The organism is Sphingomonas sp. (assembly GCF_035944535.1).
Taxonomy (GTDB): Bacteria; Pseudomonadota; Alphaproteobacteria; order Sphingomonadales; family Sphingomonadaceae; genus Sphingomonas_B.
In genome coordinates this window covers 148,271-164,839 of record NZ_DASZBC010000011.1, presented here as the reverse complement: position 1 = coordinate 164,839, position 16,569 = coordinate 148,271, and the positions used below count along the sequence as shown (strand labels likewise).

General features: G+C 65.1%; 17 protein-coding genes and 1 tRNA gene. 10 read left to right on the top strand and 8 right to left on the bottom strand.

Annotated elements, in window-relative coordinates; translation table 11 throughout:
- Positions 1–210: 210 nt before the first annotated feature.
- A tRNA-Ser gene (locus tag VGT77_RS12205) sits at positions 211–301 on the bottom strand.
- 108 nt (positions 302–409) lie between these two features.
- Here VGT77_RS12205 and VGT77_RS12200 point away from each other — a divergent pair.
- Both VGT77_RS12200 and VGT77_RS12195 read left to right on the top strand, forming a co-directional pair.
- Positions 410–1,156, top strand: coding sequence for a 2OG-Fe(II) oxygenase (locus VGT77_RS12200; protein ID WP_327462923.1), 747 nt, complete (start codon positions 410–412; stop codon positions 1,154–1,156).
- Positions 1,157–1,204: 48 nt separating this feature from the next.
- Positions 1,205–2,068 carry a peptidylprolyl isomerase gene (locus VGT77_RS12195; RefSeq protein ID WP_327462921.1) on the top strand — a complete coding sequence of 288 codons (864 nt, stop codon included), beginning with the start codon at positions 1,205–1,207 and terminating at the stop codon, positions 2,066–2,068.
- Here VGT77_RS12195 and dprA read toward each other — a convergent pair.
- Together dprA and plsY are read right to left on the bottom strand one after the other, a co-directional pair.
- A complete protein-coding gene (gene dprA / locus VGT77_RS12190; protein ID WP_327462919.1) occupies positions 2,065–3,156 on the bottom strand; it encodes a DNA-processing protein DprA in 1,092 nt (363 codons plus the stop codon). The genes VGT77_RS12195 and dprA overlap by 4 nt on opposite strands.
- Entirely contained in the window at positions 3,149–3,763 is a 615-nt protein-coding gene (gene plsY / locus VGT77_RS12185) for a glycerol-3-phosphate 1-O-acyltransferase PlsY (protein ID WP_327462918.1), read from the bottom strand. Before plsY ends, dprA begins: the two co-directional genes overlap by 8 nt.
- Before the next feature lie 63 nt (positions 3,764–3,826).
- Between plsY and murI the strand changes: the two genes are divergently transcribed.
- From murI to VGT77_RS12165, 4 genes are all read left to right on the top strand, one after another.
- A complete protein-coding gene (gene murI, locus VGT77_RS12180; protein WP_327462916.1) occupies positions 3,827–4,618 on the top strand; it encodes a glutamate racemase in 792 nt (263 codons plus the stop codon).
- Positions 4,619–4,803: 185 nt separating this feature from the next.
- Positions 4,804–5,448 (top strand): PEPxxWA-CTERM sorting domain-containing protein, encoded by a 645-nt coding sequence (locus VGT77_RS12175; RefSeq protein ID WP_327462914.1) that lies wholly within the window; start codon positions 4,804–4,806, stop codon positions 5,446–5,448.
- An 87-nt stretch (positions 5,449–5,535) separates the two neighbouring features.
- On the top strand, positions 5,536–6,750 hold the full coding sequence (hemA, locus tag VGT77_RS12170; protein WP_327462912.1) for a 5-aminolevulinate synthase: 1,215 nt from the start codon (positions 5,536–5,538) through the stop codon (positions 6,748–6,750).
- 101 nt (positions 6,751–6,851) lie between these two features.
- Positions 6,852–7,598, top strand: a complete 747-nt coding sequence (locus VGT77_RS12165) for a sulfite exporter TauE/SafE family protein (protein ID WP_327462910.1) — start codon at positions 6,852–6,854, stop codon at positions 7,596–7,598.
- Here the strand turns inward: VGT77_RS12165 and VGT77_RS12160 are convergent.
- On the bottom strand, positions 7,595–8,152 hold the full coding sequence (locus VGT77_RS12160) for a YqgE/AlgH family protein (RefSeq protein WP_327462909.1): 558 nt from the start codon (positions 8,150–8,152) through the stop codon (positions 7,595–7,597). The two genes, VGT77_RS12165 and VGT77_RS12160, sit on opposite strands and share 4 nt — an antisense overlap.
- 111 nt (positions 8,153–8,263) lie before the next feature.
- On the opposite strand from VGT77_RS12160, the gene VGT77_RS12155 reads away from it, so the two are divergent.
- From VGT77_RS12155 to VGT77_RS12140, 4 genes are read left to right on the top strand one after another with little or no spacing between them, the layout of a single operon-like run.
- On the top strand, positions 8,264–8,749 hold the full coding sequence (locus VGT77_RS12155; RefSeq protein ID WP_327462907.1) for a peroxiredoxin: 486 nt from the start codon (positions 8,264–8,266) through the stop codon (positions 8,747–8,749).
- A gap of 59 nt (positions 8,750–8,808) precedes the next feature.
- Positions 8,809–9,048, top strand: coding sequence for a hypothetical protein (locus VGT77_RS12150; RefSeq protein WP_327462905.1), 240 nt, complete (start codon positions 8,809–8,811; stop codon positions 9,046–9,048).
- Positions 9,049–9,084: 36 nt separating this feature from the next.
- Positions 9,085–10,545, top strand: coding sequence for an AMP nucleosidase (locus VGT77_RS12145; protein WP_414713398.1), 1,461 nt, complete (start codon positions 9,085–9,087; stop codon positions 10,543–10,545).
- 54 nt (positions 10,546–10,599) lie between these two features.
- Entirely contained in the window at positions 10,600–11,721 is a 1,122-nt protein-coding gene (locus VGT77_RS12140; RefSeq protein ID WP_327462903.1) for an SDR family oxidoreductase, read from the top strand.
- 107 nt (positions 11,722–11,828) lie between these two features.
- Here the strand turns inward: VGT77_RS12140 and VGT77_RS12135 are convergent, their stop codons facing one another.
- From VGT77_RS12135 to VGT77_RS12120, 4 genes are all read right to left on the bottom strand, one after another.
- Entirely contained in the window at positions 11,829–13,646 is a 1,818-nt protein-coding gene (locus VGT77_RS12135; RefSeq protein WP_414713397.1) for a M2 family metallopeptidase, read from the bottom strand.
- 114 nt (positions 13,647–13,760) lie between these two features.
- Complete coding sequence (locus VGT77_RS12130; protein WP_327462901.1) at positions 13,761–14,513, bottom strand: alpha/beta fold hydrolase; 753 nt, start codon at positions 14,511–14,513, stop codon at positions 13,761–13,763.
- Positions 14,514–14,562: 49 nt separating this feature from the next.
- Complete coding sequence (locus VGT77_RS12125; RefSeq protein ID WP_414713396.1) at positions 14,563–15,012, bottom strand: GFA family protein; 450 nt, start codon at positions 15,010–15,012, stop codon at positions 14,563–14,565.
- Positions 15,013–15,098: 86 nt separating this feature from the next.
- Entirely contained in the window at positions 15,099–16,514 is a 1,416-nt protein-coding gene (locus VGT77_RS12120; RefSeq protein WP_327462899.1) for a helix-hairpin-helix domain-containing protein, read from the bottom strand.
- Positions 16,515–16,569 lie beyond the last annotated feature (55 nt).

The window sequence follows — 16,569 nt, the reverse complement described above, 5'->3', positions numbered from 1 at the left end:
CCGTCCGCAACCGTCTGGTCCTTGGCAGCGGCTTAGTCTTCCTGAACGCCGCATAGGTCAGCATACCCCCGAGACTCCCGCTCCGATACCCCCGGAAGACCCCCGAGCATGATCCGGTTTGTACTGGATCGGGCTGGACGCGGCTTGGACGGCGTAGAGCCAGAATATCGAGGATTTCCGGATAGCCTAAGATTGCACCGGCTTGTCAGGTGGCGGAGCGGGAGGGATTCGAACCCTCGATACGGTTTTGCCGTATACTCACTTTCCAGGCGAGCGCCTTCGACCACTCGGCCACCGCTCCGCATGCCTGCTGAAGCGCTGCCCCTATCCTGTGGTTCCGGCCGGGGCAATGCTTGTCGCGCGACCGATTGCGGCTGACGGCGCCTAGTGGCGCGGCTAGGGAGTGGCGATGACCGTGTCGACACCGCTCTTTACCCTCAATCCTTCGCTCGACGCCGCCGACCTCGCGGCGCGCTTCGCCGAGCAGAAACGGTTGCAGATCCGCGACCTGCTGACGCAGCAATCGGCCGAACAACTGACCAGAACTCTGATGGAGCGCGCGCCCTGGGGCCTATCGTGGCAGGCGAAGGACGATGGCCCGCACAAGCTGCGCAAGGAAGATGTCGCCCGCCTCGGGCAGCAGGAAATGCAGACCATTTTCGGTAAGCTGAACCAGGCGATGCGGGAGGGGCATTTCGCCTTTGTTTACGGCCAATATCAGATGTACGACGCGCTGAAGGATGGCTGGTCGGGCGGCTCTCCGCTCGACGACGTGATCCGCGCGATGAACGCGCCGCCCTTTCTCGACCTGATCCGAGAAGTGACAGGCCTTCCCCAGATCACGTGGTGCGACGCCCAGGCCACCCATTTCGGCCCGGGCCAGTTTCTTTCGTTCCACCAGGACATCAACGAAGCACAGGATTGGCTCGTCGCTTATGTGCTGAACCTGTGTCCGGGCATATGGCGGCCGGATTGGGGCGGCTATCTGAACTTCTTCGACAAGGAAGGCGACATCGTCGCGGGCTATCGACCCCGCTTCAATGCGCTCAACATCTTCCGCGTGCCGCAGGATCACCATGTCTCCTATGTGCCGAACTTCGCGACTCCCAACCGGCTTGCGATTACCGGCTGGTTTCGGGGAACTGCGAGGGCTTGACGGCTAGGCCTCTGTTCTGCCGGCTCGCTCCGTGCGATGCGTGGCGCCATGCTGACGACACTTCTCTTACTGCAAGCGGCTGCTCACTCACCTGCGGTTACGCCAAAATCGCCCGGCGAGATCGTTGCCGCCGCTCCTGACGCGGCTTGGCGCGACATTTCGCCGTTGGACTTGCTGGTGCTGGAATTGGTCAACGGTGCGCGCGTGACGATGCGGCTGGCGCCAGACTGGGCGCCAGTTCACGTCGCCAATATTCGCGCGCTGGCGAAGGCCCGCTGGTGGGACGGGACCAGCGTCAATCGCGTGCAAGACAATTATGTCGTGCAATGGGGCGATGCGACCGAGAAGAAGCCGCTGCCCCAGGGGGTCGTCGCGCCGCCGCCCGCCGAATATTGGCGCGGCTTGGGCTCGGTTTGGATGCGCGCCCTTCCCTATCGCGATGCCTATGCCACCAAGGTTGGCCATAGCGGCGGTTGGCCGGTCGCGAGCGACGGCAAGTCCGCCTGGCTGGTCCATTGCTATGGCATGCTGGGCGTCGGTCGGGGTCTCGCGCCTGACACGGGCAGCGGCGCCGAACTCTATACCGTCACCGGCCATGCGCCGCGTCATCTCGACCGCAATATCGCCACGGTCGGCCGGGTGCTCGAAGGCATCGAAGCGCTGACGTCGCTGCCACGCGGCACCGGCAATCTCGGCTTCTACGAGAAGGCGGAGCAGCGTGTGCCGATCCGCTCCATTCGCCTCGGCACCGAAGTGACCGATGTGCCGCGCTGGCAATATCTTGACGAGACCAGCGCGGCCTTCGCCGCCTATGCCGATGCGCGCGCCAATCGGAGAGACGCGTTCTTCAACATTCCCGCAGGCGGCGTCGATATCTGCAACGTACCAGTGCCGGTCCGCCGCAAGCCCTAGCCGAGAAGACTGACCTTGCCGCCGGCATGGCGTTCGAGGCGGCCGGCGAGTTCCAGTTCGAGCAGGGCGCTCTGCACCACCGGGCTTGGGAGGCCCGAGAGGCGGATCACTTCGTCGACCTGCACCGGTGTGGGACCGAGCAGGTCTATGACCGCGCGCAGCTCGGTCTCGGAAACGTCTTCAAAGGCTGGCTCGAACCGGTCCACCGGCTGCGCGACGGCGCGCGCATCGATCGGGCGGATCTGTTCCAGCACGTCGGCGGCGTTCTGAATCAGCGTCGCGCCTTCGCGGATCAGGAGGTTGCAGCCTTGCGCGCGCGGGTCCAGCGGCGAGCCGGGCACCGCCATCACCTCCCGGCCAAGCTCGGCGGCAATCCGCGCGGTGATCAGCGAACCGGACTTGGGCGCCGCCTCCACTACGACAGTACCGAGCGACAGGCCTGCGATGATCCGGTTGCGTGACGGGAAGTGCCGGGCGAGCGGATCGGTGCCGGGCGGCTGTTCGGCGACCAGCAGCTCGTCGGTCGCGATCTTCTCCTGCAGCTCGGCATTTTCAGGCGGATAGCTGACGTCGATCCCGCTCGCGATCACGCCGATGGTACGATTGCCGAGTGCCCCGACATGGGCGGCCGTATCGATGCCGCGGGCGAGGCCGGAAACCACGACCGCACCTTCGGTCGCAAGTTCGCGCGCCAGACCGCGAGCGAAGCGGCAGGCGGCGGCGGAGGCGTTGCGGGCGCCGACGATCGCGATGGCTTGCCGCGACAGCAGCGACAGGTCGCCACGCACGATCAGCATCGGCGGCGCGCTTTCGGTCGCCCGCAGCAACGCTGGATAGGCGGGCTCGTCGACGAAGAGCGGCCGCGCGCCCAGCCGCTCTATGGTGCGCAGTTCCTGCTCCACCTGGCGCGGATCGGCGAGACGAACGTCGCGTCGCCCACCGCGCGCTGCCAGCATCGGCAAGGCTTCGAGCGCCGCTTCCGCCGTGCCGAAGCGGGCGAGCAGCTGGCGATAGCTGACCGGCCCGATATTGGGCGTGCGCAACAGCCGAAGCTTGGCCGCGTGCCGATCCGGTTCCCGGTCAGCCACGGGAGCGGCCGACCTTCGGCTCCGTGCCCGCGCGAAGGCGGACGAGATTCTCGCGGTGCTTCCAGAAGACGATGAGGGCGAGCGCGAGGAAGAGGATTCCGACCTGGGTCTTGCCGAAAAGAAAGGCAGTGACTGGAGCCGTGGCTGCAGCGGCCAAGCCGCCCACCGACGAAAAGCGAGTCGCTGCGAGCATGCCGATCCAGACGGCGAGGTAGATGAGGCCGATCGCCCAAGCGAAGCCGAAGGCTATGCCGCCGAAGGTCGCGACGCCCTTGCCGCCGCGGAAACGAAGCCACACCGGATAGCAATGACCGAAAAAGGCGCCGGCACCGCCGAGCAGGTCTCCGCCCGGCGCCAGTTCCTGCCCGATCCATACCGCCGCCGCGCCCTTGAGCGCGTCGAGCAGCAGGGTCGCGACGGCGAGGCCCTTGCGGCCCGTGCGCAGCACATTGGTCGCGCCGATATTGCCGGAACCGATCGCGCGCAGGTCGCCGGCGCCTGCGAAGCGGGTCAGGATCAGCCCGAACGGGATAGACCCGAGCAGATAGCCGAGCGCCAGCGCCAGCGCAGGCATTTCCCAAAGCACGTCGACGGTCTGCGCCCCCATGGTTCCTGCATAACCATGGTTCCGGTGCTGACAAAGCCCAATCGGCATCGATATGGACTGGCCATGACCGACACCCGACCCCTGCTCTTTTTCGACTCCGGCGTGGGTGGGTTGTCGGTGCTCGAGGCCACCCGTCGCCTGCTGCCGAATGCGCCGATCGTCTATGCGGCCGACAGCGCCGGCTACCCTTACGGCACCAAGTCGGAAGCCGAGATCGCGGCGCGCGTGCCGGCGCTGCTCGGCCGGCTGGTCGAACGCTATCGGCCGCGGCTGGTGGTGATCGCCTGCAACACGGCGTCGACTATCGCGCTTGCCCAGGTCCGCAGCGCGCTCGACCTGCCCGTGGTGGGCACTGTGCCCGCGATCAAGCCGGCCGCGGCCGTGTCGAAAACTCGCGTCATCGGCGTGCTTGGCACGGAAGCGACGATCCGCCAGCCCTATGTCGACCGGCTGGCGGCCGAGTTCGCCGGCGACTGCCTGGTGCTCCGCCATGGCTCGGCCGAGTTGGTCGATCTGGCGGAGGCAAAGCTGCGCGGCGAGGTCACTGATCCGGCGGCCTATGCGCGCATATTGCGCGGCCTCACCGATCAGCCCGGCGGCGACCGGCTCGATACCGTCGTGCTCGCTTGCACCCATTTCCGCCTGGTGGAGCCGGAACTGAGCGCAGCCGGGCCTTTCTCCTATGTCGACGGGGCGGAAGGGATTGCCCGCCGAATCGCGTTCCTGACCAAGGAGCAGGACTGGCCGAAAGCGCCGGAACCCGGCACGGCAGTCTTCACCCGCCTCGACGAGCGGGTTCAGGCGCTTGCCCCCGCTCTCGCCGCTTTCGGCCTGAAACGGATCGTCGAGCTTTAGACCGGCAGCATCGCCCGGCTCATCAGCTTTGACAGGGCCGGCCAAGCGGCACCTCCTTTGATCCGGTGTCAGCTCGCTCACCGGGACTGCCAGAGCGGATCAAGTAAATAGCGCCAGGCGCGAAAATGCGCCATGCAGTCGCGCAGAACAGAAACGGCTGGGTTGCACTTACAGGGGAGTTGAAAATGAAAGCTTTCATTCTGTTACCATTAGCGGCTGTTCTTGCCACGGCGCCTGTAGCAGGTGCCACGATCCAGGGGTTGTTCAACACAGGCACCGACGCCAACAATGTGGCGCTGGTCGGCGGCAACGGCACGGTCGACCCGCATTATTCGATCCTGTCGTCGACTTCACCGGGGTTTGCAGGCCAACAGGCTGTCACCTTCAACTGCTGCTATGTCGCCGACGACGCGAACTCGCGCTGGATTTCTCTTTCAGGCAATGGCGGCCCGGGCAGCAACGAGACCTTCTATCGGCTGAGCTTTACGCTCAGCGGGCTGAACCCGAACACGGCCGTGATCACCGGCCGCGGCGGCAGCGACAATGCCGGGCGCATCTTCCTGAACGGCGTTGACACCGGGATCGACATAAACGGCTTCTCGAGCCTGGTGTCCTTCACCATCAACTCGGGCTTCGTCGCGGGCGTCAACAATCTCGACTTCCGCATTCAGGATTTCGGTGCGCCAACCGCGTTCCGGATCGATGACCTGCAGGGCACCGCCGACGTCGTCAATGCGGTTCCGGAGCCTGCCACCTGGGCGATGATGATCGGCGGCTTCGCAATGGCCGGCGCCGCCTCGCGGCGTCAGCGGAAGGCTGCGATCGCCTAAGCCTTATTGCGAGTTGTTCTCACTGGCTTGCCCGTCCGCAGGAAGGTAAACGGCCCCTAGCGGACGGGCAGCTTTTGAGCACGGGCTTTGGACTATAATCGCATCTTCACCCAGGCGATCGATCGGCTGCATGCCGAGGGTCGGTATCGGGTGTTCATCGACATTTTGCGCAACAAAGGCATGTTCCCGAACGCGCGCTGCTTTGCCGGGCATAATGGTCCGAAGCCGATCACCGTCTGGTGCTCGAACGACTATCTCGCCATGGGCCAGCACCCCAAGGTCATCGCGGCGATGGAGGAAGCGCTGCACGATGTCGGCGCCGGCTCCGGCGGCACGCGCAACATCGGCGGCAACACCCATTATCATGTCGATCTGGAGGCGGAGCTTGCCGACCTGCACGGCAAGGAAGCGGCTTTGCTGTTCACCTCCGGCTATGTGTCGAACGAAGCGACGCTGTCGACGCTCGCCAAGATCCTGCCGGGCTGCGTGATCTTTTCGGACGAACTCAACCACGCCTCGATGATCGCCGGCATCCGCAACTCAGGCTGCGAGAAGCGGGTGTGGCGGCACAATGACGTAGCGCATCTGGAAGAACTGCTCGCCGCCGAGGACCCGGAGACGCCGAAGCTGATCGCGTTCGAGAGCGTCTATTCGATGGACGGCGACGTGGCGCCGATCGCGGCGATCTGCGACCTGGCGGACAAGTACGGCGCGCTCACCTATCTCGACGAAGTCCATGCGGTCGGCATGTACGGCGCCCGCGGCGGCGGCATTTCGGAGCGGGACGAGGTTGCCGACCGGCTGACCATCATCGAAGGCACGCTGGGGAAAGCGTTCGGCGTGATGGGCGGCTATATCGCCGCCGACCAGGTGATCGTGGACGTGATCCGCTCCTATGCACCGGGCTTCATCTTCACGACCAGCCTGTCGCCGGTGCTGGTCGCGGGCGTCCTCGCCAGCGTTAGGCACCTGAAGGCGAGTTCCGTCGAGCGCGAGGGCCAGCAGGCGGCCGCCGCGACGCTGAAGCGCATGTTCTCGGACGCGGGGCTGCCGGTCATGCCGTCGACGACGCACATCGTGCCGCTGATGATCGGCGATCCGGTCAAGGCCAAGCGGATCAGCGACATTCTGCTCGCCGAATACGGCGTGTACGTGCAGCCGATCAATTATCCGACCGTGCCCCGTGGCACCGAGCGCCTGCGCTTTACGCCCGGCCCCAGCCATACGGCGGAGATGATGGCGGAACTGACGGACGCGCTGGTCGAGATCTTCGGCCGGCTGGAGCTGCGTCGGGCTGCGTGAAGCTCTTCTCGTCATCCCCGCGGAAGCGGGAACCCAGCTCTTCTACGACTCCGGTGCCATCTGGGTTCCCGCTTTCGCGGGAATGACGGAGGAGTGAGTTCGTGAACAACACTGAACTCGCCCTGCTCTTACTCGCCGCCCTGGGCGCGGGCGCGGTGAATGCGTTGGCGGGGGGCGGATCAATCCTGACCTTCCCAGCACTAATCGCTGCAGGCCTTCCGCCGCTCTCCGCCAACGTCACCAACACCGTTGCCCTTTTCCCCGGCTATGTCGGCGGCGTGATCGGGCAGGCGCGCGACTTGAAGGTTCAGGGCGGCCGGCTGCTCCTGCTCATCCCCGCGGCCCTGATCGGCGGACTGGCCGGTGGGCTCCTCATCCTGGCGAGCAGCGAGAGGCAGTTTGAGGCGCTCGTTCCTTGGCTGCTGCTCGGGGGTTGCGGCTTGCTGGCGGTTCAGGACAGACTTCGTGCCCTGCTGCAACGCCGGTCCGGCGTGCTGGGGCTTGGCTGGGCGGTCATCCCGGTGCTGCTGGCGGCCGTTTATGGCGGCTATTTCGGGGCGGGTCTGAGCGTGATTTTTCTCGCCGTACTCGGGCTCACTATCGACGACAGCCTTACCCGCCTGAACGGGTTGAAGCAGGCACTGGCGCTGGGCGCCAACCTCTCCGCTGCCGCGCTTTTCCTTGCTTCCGACAAACTGGTGTGGAGTGCTGCGGCGGTGATGGCGGCTGGAGCAATGATCGGCGGTGCTGCGGGCGGGCGGCTGGCAAGCGTGATCAGTCCCAAGTCCCTGCGCGCTATCGTCATCGTGATCGGCCTTGGCGTCGCCCTGCTCTTCCTGATCGGCTAGGCCTGCCCGGCGCTGGCGCTCAGCAGCCGCGGGTCCACGCCCGCGCTCTTGAACGCGTCGGCCCAACGCTGTTCGACCGGCGTGTCGAACAGCAGCGCCTCGGTTGCCTGCGTCGTGAACCAGCCATGGCGCGTCATCTCCTCGTCAAGCTGCCCCTCACCCCAACCGGCATAGCCGAGCGCGACCAGCCAGCGGCTCGGCCCCCTGCCTTCGGCAATCGCGCGCAGCACGTCGACCGTGTTGGTGAGCGCGAACCGGCCATCGACTTCCATCGTGTCCTGCCCGCCCCAGTCGAGCGAATGCAGCACGAACCCCCGCTGCGGCTCCACCGGCCCGCCAAGATGAACCGGCGCGTCGGGCGCGTTACCGACCGGGATCTCGAACTGTTCGAGCAAGGTATGCAGGCCGAGCCGGGGCGCGAGCCGGCCGATGCCGATCCCCAGCGCGCCGCGCTCGTCATGCATGCAGACGGCGATCACGGCATGCTCGAAGCGCGGATCGCCGATGCCCGGCATGGCGAGCAGCAGCTGTCCCGTGAGGAATGGCACATCCATTTCAAACCTATAGGCGCGGCGGCCACAAAGCCCAATGCCTTGACGCCTTCGTCCGGCGCGGACACGAGGCATGCCGACGCCCGACTCAGGGCCTTTCGGAGGAAACAGACGATGACCATCCAGGTTGGCGAGCGGCTGCCCAGCGTGACCTTCATCAAGGCGACCGAGAACGGCCCCGACGCGATCCAGTCGGACGAATATTTTCGCGGCCGCAAGGTGGCGCTTTTCTCCGTGCCCGGCGCCTTCACGCCGACCTGCTCGGCGCGGCATCTGCCCGGGTTCGTCGAGAAGATCGACGAGTTCAGGGCGCGCGGCGTAGACGAAGTAGCTTGCACCGCCGTCAACGACGCCTTCGTCATGGCGGCTTGGGCGAAGCATTCGGGCGCCGAGGGTAAGGTCACCATGCTGTCCGACGGCAATGGTCATTTCGTGAAGGCCATCGGGCTCGACATGGACTCGAGCAAGTTCGGCATGGGCACGCGCGGCCAGCGTTTCTCAATGATCGTCGACGATGGCGTGGTGAAGGAGCTGAATGTCGAACAGCCGGGCGAATTCAACGTGAGCTCGGCCGAGCATATGCTGTCGCAGCTCGGCTGAGCGGAACGCGAACGCGCTTCGGTCGGTTGTTACGCCCGCACATTCTGATGGAGGTTAGTATGGCGAACAATCAGGACAACAAGACCAACGAGAGCAACGAGTCGCTGGCCGAGCGCGCCACCGCACTCTTCCAGGGCGGTCTAGACGCCGTGAAGAACAATCCGGGCACCGCCGCCGCCGTGCTGGGCAGCGTCGCCGCTGCAGCCGCCGCCTATGTCAACCGCGACAAGGTGATGGAGACGGCCGGCAACCTGCGCGACAAGGTGACCGGTTCGGCCAAGACCGAAGAAAACGCCTGACTTGTCGATGTCATGGCGGGCCGTTAACGGCCTGCCATGACAGACAAAAAGATCGAACAAAGCTCGGGCGCGCTGATCGAGGAACTCGCGCGCCACTATGACGAGGCCGTCGCGGCGCTCCAATCCGCCATCTCGGCCTTCGTGGTCGATGGCACCAGGCCCGACCGCAAGGAACGCCGCGACGGGCTGTTCTGCTACCCCGAGCTGCGCGTTCGCTATCGCGGCGGCGGGCCAACCCCTGCCCCCTTGCGCTCCTTCGGCCGGCTGGTCGCACCGGGCACCTATGCGACGACGGTTACCCGACCGCGCATCTTCGCCGAATATCTGGCCGAGCAGCTTGACTTGCTGATCGAAGGCTATGGCGTGACTGTCGAGGTGACGCGCAGCCGCCAGGAAATCCCCTTTCCCTATGTCTTGGATCCCGGTCACGATCTGACGCTGGAAGGCGTGTCCCCGGCCGAACTGGCGCGCTGGTTTCCGGCAACGGAGCTCGCCCATATCGGCGATGAGATCGCGGACGGAATTCCCGCTGCCGATGGCGAACTGCCCAGGCCTTTGGCGCTGTTCGATGGGCTGCGTACCGACTTCTCGCTTGCCCGCCTGCGCCACTACACGGGTACGCCGCCCGAGCATGTGCAGCGCTATGTGCTGTTCACCAACTATCACCGCTATGTCGACGAGTTCGTCCAGTGGGCGGCGGCCACGCTGAGCGAGGACGAGCGCTTCACCGCTCTCTCAGGCCCCGGCGGATTGTTCATGACGCCGGATACCGTCGACCCCGATAAGGCGGTCGCCGACTTCGCCTGGCGCCGGCACCAGATGCCGGCCTGGCATCTGATGGCGCCCGACCGCACTGGCATCAGCCTGGTCAATATCGGAGTCGGCCCTTCCAATGCGAAAACGATCACCGACCACCTGGCCGTGCTCCGGCCCGAAGCCTGGCTGATGATCGGTCACTGCGGCGGCCTGCGCCCCAGCCAGCGGATCGGCGACTATGTGCTGGCTCACGCCTATCTGCGCGACGACCATGTGCTCGACGATGTGCTGCCGCCGGAAATCCCCGTGCCGGCTATCGCCGAAGTGCAGCAAGCGCTGCAGCGTGCCGCCGAGACCGTCTCGGGCGAGAGCGCGGAGGTGCTGAAACGACGCCTGCGCACCGGCACGATCGTCACCACCGACGACCGCAACTGGGAGTTGCGCTACTCGCAATCCGCGCTGCGCTTCTCGCTCTCCCGCGCGGTGGGCGTGGACATGGAGTCGGCGACGATCGCTGCCCAAGGCTACCGCTTCCGCGTGCCGTATGGCACTTTGCTCTGCGTGTCGGACAAGCCGCTGCACGGCGAGCTGAAGCTGCCGGGCCAGGCCAATCGCTTCTACGAACGCGCGATCAACGAACATATGCGGATCGGCATCGAGGCATGCGCCGAACTGCGCCGCGAAGGACCCAAGCTCCACAGCCGCAAGCTCCGCGCGTTCAACGAGCCGCCGTTCCGCTGACGGAGAAGAACCGCTCGTGAGGCGTTCCCCGGCCACACAGCCGGAGGAGTATCTATGCCTGGCCGATTGAAGCCGATTGCCGAACAGACGATCGTTATCACGGGGGCATCGAGCGGGATCGGGCTTGCCGCCGCCCGCCGTGCCGCCGAAGCGGGCGCGCGGGTCGTCCTGGTCGCGCGGAACAAGCAGGCGCTCGAGGAAGCTGCCGAGCAGATCAGACTGCGCGGCGGCCGGGCGGCGGCGCTGGACATCGACATCGCGGGCCCCGGTGCGGCCGCGAAAATCGGCGCGTTTTGTCAGGACAGGTTCGGCCCGTTCGACACCTGGGTCAATGATGCGGCGGTGGCGCTCTATGGCCGGCTCGAGGAAACGACGATGGATGAGCATCGCCGCATCTTCGACGTCGGCTATTTCGGCCTGGTCGAGGCGTCGCTCTATGCGGCCGAACAGCTGAAGCAGCGCGGCGGCGCGCTGATCAACATCGGCTCGGTCTTGTCCGAGCGGGCGATGATCTATCAGGGCGTCTATTCGGCGATGAAGCACGCGGTGCGCGGCTTCACCGACGCGCTTCGTATGGAGTTGGAGGAGGCGGGTGCGCCGGTCTCCGTCACCCTCATCAAGCCGAACGGCATTGACACGCCTTATCCGGAGCATGCCCGCAACAAGCTGGGTGAGCCCGCGCGCATCCCGCCGATCGTCTATGATCCGGAACTGGTCGCGCGCGCGATCCTGTTTGCGGCAGAGAACCGCAAGCGCGAGCTGACGGTCGGCGGCGGCGGCTATCTGGTCAGCAAGATGGGCAATCTCGCGCCCGGCATGACCGACAAGGTGATGGAGATGATCGGTTTCGGCTCGCAGACCACGGATAAGCCGCCGCGCTCCGGCACCAACGACAACCTCTTCAAGCCCCGCCGCGATGGCGACACCCACTCGAATCGGGAGATGTATGTGAGAAAGCAGAGCCTGGCGCTCGAAGCGCAAATGCGGCCCTGGGCGGCCGCCGCGATCCTGGGCGGCGTCGCCGCGTCCCTGTTCACCCTAGCGCGTCGCCGCCGGGGGAGCGGGGTGGAGCAGGACACCGGCTTGGCCGCGCACCAGACAGACGGCACCGACTCCAGCGCCCAAATGGAAGCGATGATCGCCGACGAGCAAATGGTGCCGGAACGGCTGCCCTGAAGCGATGAAACGCTCGTCCCGAGCGAAGTCGAGGGGCGTAGTCCGGAGCTCGCGCCCTTCGACTACGCACTTCGTGCTCCGCTCAGGACGAGCGGGTCACAGGCCGATCACCAACCGCACTTCTGGCCCTTGTTCTGCGCCTTGAGCCAGGTCATCAGCGGACGGAAATAAGCGACCATCGCGTCGCCTGACATCTCGCGGCTGCCGGTGAAGGCCTGGAGTGCGTCTGGCCATGGCTTGGACGAGCCCATCTCCAGCATCGCGTTCAGCCGCTGGCCGACTTGCTTGTTACCGTAGAAGGAACAGCGGTGGAGCGGCCCTTTCCAGCCGGCCTGCTTGCACGCGGCTTCATAGAACTGGAACTGCAGCAGCCGTGCAAGGAAGTAGCGGGTGTAGGGCGTGTTGCCGGGCACGTGATATTTGGCGCCCGGATCGAAGCTCGCCTCGGTGCGCGCGACCGGCGGCGTGATCCCCTGATATTGCAGCCGCAGGTCGGTCCAGGCCTTGTTGTAGTTGGCAGGCTGGATCTGGCCTGAGAACACACCCCAGCGCCATTTGTCGACGAGCAGCCCGAACGGCAGAAACGCGACCTTGTCCATCGCCTGGCGGAGCAGCAGGCCGATGTCCTTGTCGGAGCTCGGCACCTGGGCCCGGTCGAGCAGTCCGATCTGTACCAGATAATCGGGCGTGATCGACAGGGCGACCGTATCGCCCACCGCCTCGTGAAAGCCGTCATTGGCGCCGTTCAGATACAGATAGGGCTGCTTGTTATAGGCCCGCTGATAGTAATTGTGGCCGAGTTCGTGGTGGATGGTGGTGAAGTCGTCGGCATTGACCTTGATGCACATCTTGATGCGCAGGTCTTCCTTATTGTCCACGTCCCAGGCCGAGGCGTGGCAGACCACTTCGCGGTCGGCCGGCTTCACGAACATGGAGCGCTGCCAGAAGCTTTCGGGCAGCGGTGCGAAACCGAGTGAGGAGAAGAAGCCCTCACCCGTCTTTACCATCTTAAGCGGATCGTAACCCTTGGTCTTGAGCAGTGCCTCGACGTCGTAGCCGAGATCGCCGGCGCCTGCCGGCGCGACCACATCATAGATATTGCCCCATTCCTGCGCCCACATATTGCCGAGCAGGTCGGCGCGGATTGGCCCGGTCTTCGCTTGGACCGCGTCGCCATATTTCTGGTTGAGCTTGGTGCGCGTGTAGCAGTGGAGCTCGTCGTAGAGCGGCTTGACCTGTGCCCAGAGCTTGTCGGTCAGCGCTGCGAACTCCTGGGGCGACATGTCGTACTGCGAGCGCCACATCGCGCCGACGTCGGGATAGCCGAGCTCCTTCGCACCCTGGTTCGCGATCGCGACCATGCGCTGGTAATCGGTGCGCATCGGCTTGCCGACATTTTCGTGCCAGCTGACCCACATCTCCTTGAGCTCGGCGGGATCGCGGCTGTCGCCCATCGCGGCCTCGATGTCGCTGCCGCTGATCGGCTGCCCCTTACGCGTGCCCTTGCCCTTGCCGTAGGTCGAGTTCAGCCGCGTCGCGATCTCATTAAGCTCGGTTGCGGCGCCCGGCGTGGTCGGCGCCGGCAGCACCAGCCCGCCCCGCAGAATGTCGAGCTTGCGCTTGGTGTCGTAGGACAGGCCCGGCACATTCTGGAACTGCGCCGCCTGCTTGGCGAACTTGACCGACATTTCGGTGCCGACAGCGCCGTATTTGGCCGAAAGCGCGTCGGTGTCATCAGTGATATAGGTGTTGTTGATCCAGCCGACGCGCGCGGACTCCACGCCGAACTCGGCCAGCTCCTTCTCGGCCTTGGCGACGAACGCGTCCGCATCCGCCTTGCTGGGCGCTGCCGCATTCTGCGCGACCGCCGCGCCGCCGGCCAGCGCCGCCGTCATGGCAAGTGCCGAAATCATGGTCCTTTTCATAGCCATCCTCTTTCATTCTCTCTCGTCATTGCGAGGAGCGAAGCGACGAAGCAATCCAGAAGTCGAGGCCCCGAACCTCGATTGCTTCGCTCCGCTCGCAATGACGGCCAGTGATTAGCGAGCGAGCCACTTTGCAAGCGCGTCGCCCAACTCAGGCTTGAGGACCGCGCTCATATGCCCGCCCGGCACGAGCACCAGTTTTCCTTGGGGCAGCGCCTCCGCCAGAGCGGCGGCGGAGCCATTGTCGTCATCCTCCTCGCCGCACAGCACCAGCACCGGCAGGTCGAGCGAATGGATCACCTCTTCCGGCGTGTCGGTGAAGCTGTTGAGGATGTTGAGCAGGGCGACGGCGTCGCCCTTGGTCGATTTGAGGAAGGCCTGAACGTTATAGCCTTCGCTGCCTGGCTGAAAGCTGCCGAGATTGGTCAGCACATGGCGGAAATGGCCGGCGCGGCGGGAGGTCTGGGTCAGCCCTTCCAGGCCCATGCCGGACAAGATCGCGCGTGTGGGCGCCGCGCCTCGCGCCAGCATGCGGGAGACGGTGCGCGCGCCGAGCGAGTAGCCGCCGAGATCATAGTCGTTCAGGCCCAGATGCTCGATCAGCGCGAAGACGTCCGTGGTCAGCACGTCGGGCGTGTAGAAATCCGGATCGTGCGGCTTGTCGCTCGCGCCGTGACCCCGCAGGTCCGGCATGATCACGCGGAAGCCGGCTTTCGCCACTTTCGCCGCGTGGCCGAAGCGGATCCAGTTCATGTCCGCGGAGGAGATATAGCCGTGGATCAGCACCACCGGCCTCCCCTCGCCCAACTCATGCCAGGCGAGCCGCACGCCGTCGGGCGCAGTAAAGAAGTGAGTGGTGGGCTTCATCCCGCCTCCCTATCCGTTCGCTTCGAGCGAAGTCGAGAAGCGATCCGCCCTATAGCGGCAGGGCCGCCCCCGCCTTCGCCCACCTATCCACCAGCGGCTGATATTCGTCGCTGCGCATCCGCTTCAGCTCCGAGGTGTCGAGCCAGGCTTCATGCATGCTCTCGGCGCCGAAATGGCTGGTCGGGCGGAAACGGCCAGGCTCATCGAAACTGCCAAGCGTCAGGTCCATTTTTGGGCTGTCCGGATAGCGGAAGCCGAGCGGCGTGCCGCACTGCGCGCAAAAGGGCCGCTCGGCGATCGGCGAGCTACGATACCAGTCGGGCTCCGCGCCCAGCCAGCGAAGCTCCGCCTGCGCAACATTCTTGAACGCCGCCGCAAGCCCGCCGGTCGCCTTCTGGCACATGCGGCAATGACAGAGATAAGCCTCGTCATTGTCTATGCCGACTTCATAGCGCACCCGGCCGCACTGGCAGCCGCCGGTCACTCGCTCCATGCTCATGCATCCTCTCTCGTCATCCCCGCGAAAGCGGGGACCCAGAACCTAGCTTGGTTCCTGCTTTCGCGGGAATGACGAATTTGTGGAGGCTAACCGCTCACCAGTTGGACGTGGATCAGCCGTCCGCCTTCCTCGCGTCCGAGGAGGATTTTGGCGCCGTCGGTCAGCTTGATGTTCTTGCCGATCGGCACGTCCTGATTCGCGCTAGCATCGTACATGGTCGGCATATTCTCGTTCACCAGATACCAGTCGCCCTGGTGTTTCTGGAAATAGCCGGCCCGCTTGCGATGCTCCGGCTTCAGATGCTCATTGGGGAAATGCAGCCGGTTGACGTGCCAAGGAAAGAGCGACTGGCCATCCCACACCATCAGCCGGTGATTGTCGGCGCGGAAGTCGGTGCCGCCGCGGCTCGAATAGAAGTTCAGCACCGGGAGCTGACCTTTATAGGCGGTGCCGCAATAAGGGCATTTCGGTCGCGTGGTATTGTCGAACACATACCAGCCCATGTCGCATTTGGCGGAGCAGGGCTGAACCATGTCGATGGTGCGGACGAGCGCCGTTTCCCAATCCGCCGCCGTCGGCCGCGCAGCCGGATTGTGCAGCCCGTCTATGAAGGCGCGGCGGAAGAGCTCGGCAAGCAAGGGACCGGCGATCGTGTAGGGCATTTTCGCCGGATCGCCCCAGGGGAGCTGAGCGGGCTTCAGATCGGCGGCCTTGACCCGGTTGCTGGCATCGGTCGGATGCTCGACGAACAGCACCTTGGAGCCCATTGTCAGCTCCTCGTCCCTGGTTGCATCCATGTCATGGACCTTCCCGCCGCGTAATGGGTGGCGGTAGAACAGATACATGTAGATCAGGACGGCCAGCGCGTGCCGGTCGGTGGCGGTGGACGGCAGCTTTCGGTTGGGATCGGTCTTCGGCAGATGCTGGGTGGCGATCACTTCGGGCGCGATGAAGTCGGGTGTGCCGACCACGTCGGGCGGATATTTGCCTGGCACCACCAGCCCGTCGATGTCGATGATGCACGCCTTGCCAGTCAGCGGATCGACCAGCACGTTCTTGTATGAAAGGTCGGAGTGGGCAAGCCCCGCTGCGTGCAAGCGCCGGACGCTGCGGCTGATCGACAGCGCCACCTGCAGATAGCTGAGCCAGGTCCCCTTCTCTTCCGCCGCGAGATACTTGGCCCGGTTGGAGGCGGACGCGAACCACTTGCCCTCCTTCTCCTTGCCCCTGATGCCGAGCACATCGCCCTGCACTGAGCCGTGCTTGAAGAAGAAGCCTTGGCCGTAAACCGGCGCGACGACGCCGGTCTTCTGCCCATCCTGCACGATCGCGGAGGGCCAGCAGAAAAGGTCGCGCCAGTAATCTCCGCCTTCCCTTTTTTGAATGCCGTCTCTGAAGGGACCCACGATCGCCTTCAGCCGCTCCTGGCCAGCATGGTCCAGCTTGTCGCGGTACCAGGCGACGACATAGCTCTTGTCCGCGCCCATATAGACGTCCTTCATGCCGCCTGGCCGAGCAGCTTGGCGTCGTCATATTCCACCGTCTGACCGTTGAGCG

Coding starts and splice junctions, on each gene's coding strand:
- VGT77_RS12200 (WP_327462923.1), top strand. CDS start 410: ATGACCGTGTCGACACCGCTCTTTACCCTCAATCCTTCGCTCGACGCC.
- VGT77_RS12195 (WP_327462921.1), top strand. CDS start 1,205: ATGCTGACGACACTTCTCTTACTGCAAGCGGCTGCTCACTCACCTGCG.
- plsY (WP_327462918.1), bottom strand. CDS start 3,763: ATGGGGGCGCAGACCGTCGACGTGCTTTGGGAAATGCCTGCGCTGGCG.
- murI (WP_327462916.1), top strand. CDS start 3,827: ATGACCGACACCCGACCCCTGCTCTTTTTCGACTCCGGCGTGGGTGGG.
- VGT77_RS12175 (WP_327462914.1), top strand. CDS start 4,804: ATGAAAGCTTTCATTCTGTTACCATTAGCGGCTGTTCTTGCCACGGCG.
- VGT77_RS12160 (WP_327462909.1), bottom strand. CDS start 8,152: ATGGATGTGCCATTCCTCACGGGACAGCTGCTGCTCGCCATGCCGGGC.
- VGT77_RS12155 (WP_327462907.1), top strand. CDS start 8,264: ATGACCATCCAGGTTGGCGAGCGGCTGCCCAGCGTGACCTTCATCAAG.
- VGT77_RS12150 (WP_327462905.1), top strand. CDS start 8,809: ATGGCGAACAATCAGGACAACAAGACCAACGAGAGCAACGAGTCGCTG.
- VGT77_RS12145 (WP_414713398.1), top strand. CDS start 9,085: ATGACAGACAAAAAGATCGAACAAAGCTCGGGCGCGCTGATCGAGGAA.
- VGT77_RS12140 (WP_327462903.1), top strand. CDS start 10,600: ATGCCTGGCCGATTGAAGCCGATTGCCGAACAGACGATCGTTATCACG.
- VGT77_RS12135 (WP_414713397.1), bottom strand. CDS start 13,646: ATGAAAAGGACCATGATTTCGGCACTTGCCATGACGGCGGCGCTGGCC.
- VGT77_RS12130 (WP_327462901.1), bottom strand. CDS start 14,513: ATGAAGCCCACCACTCACTTCTTTACTGCGCCCGACGGCGTGCGGCTC.
- VGT77_RS12125 (WP_414713396.1), bottom strand. CDS start 15,012: ATGAGCATGGAGCGAGTGACCGGCGGCTGCCAGTGCGGCCGGGTGCGC.
- VGT77_RS12120 (WP_327462899.1), bottom strand. CDS start 16,514: ATGAAGGACGTCTATATGGGCGCGGACAAGAGCTATGTCGTCGCCTGG.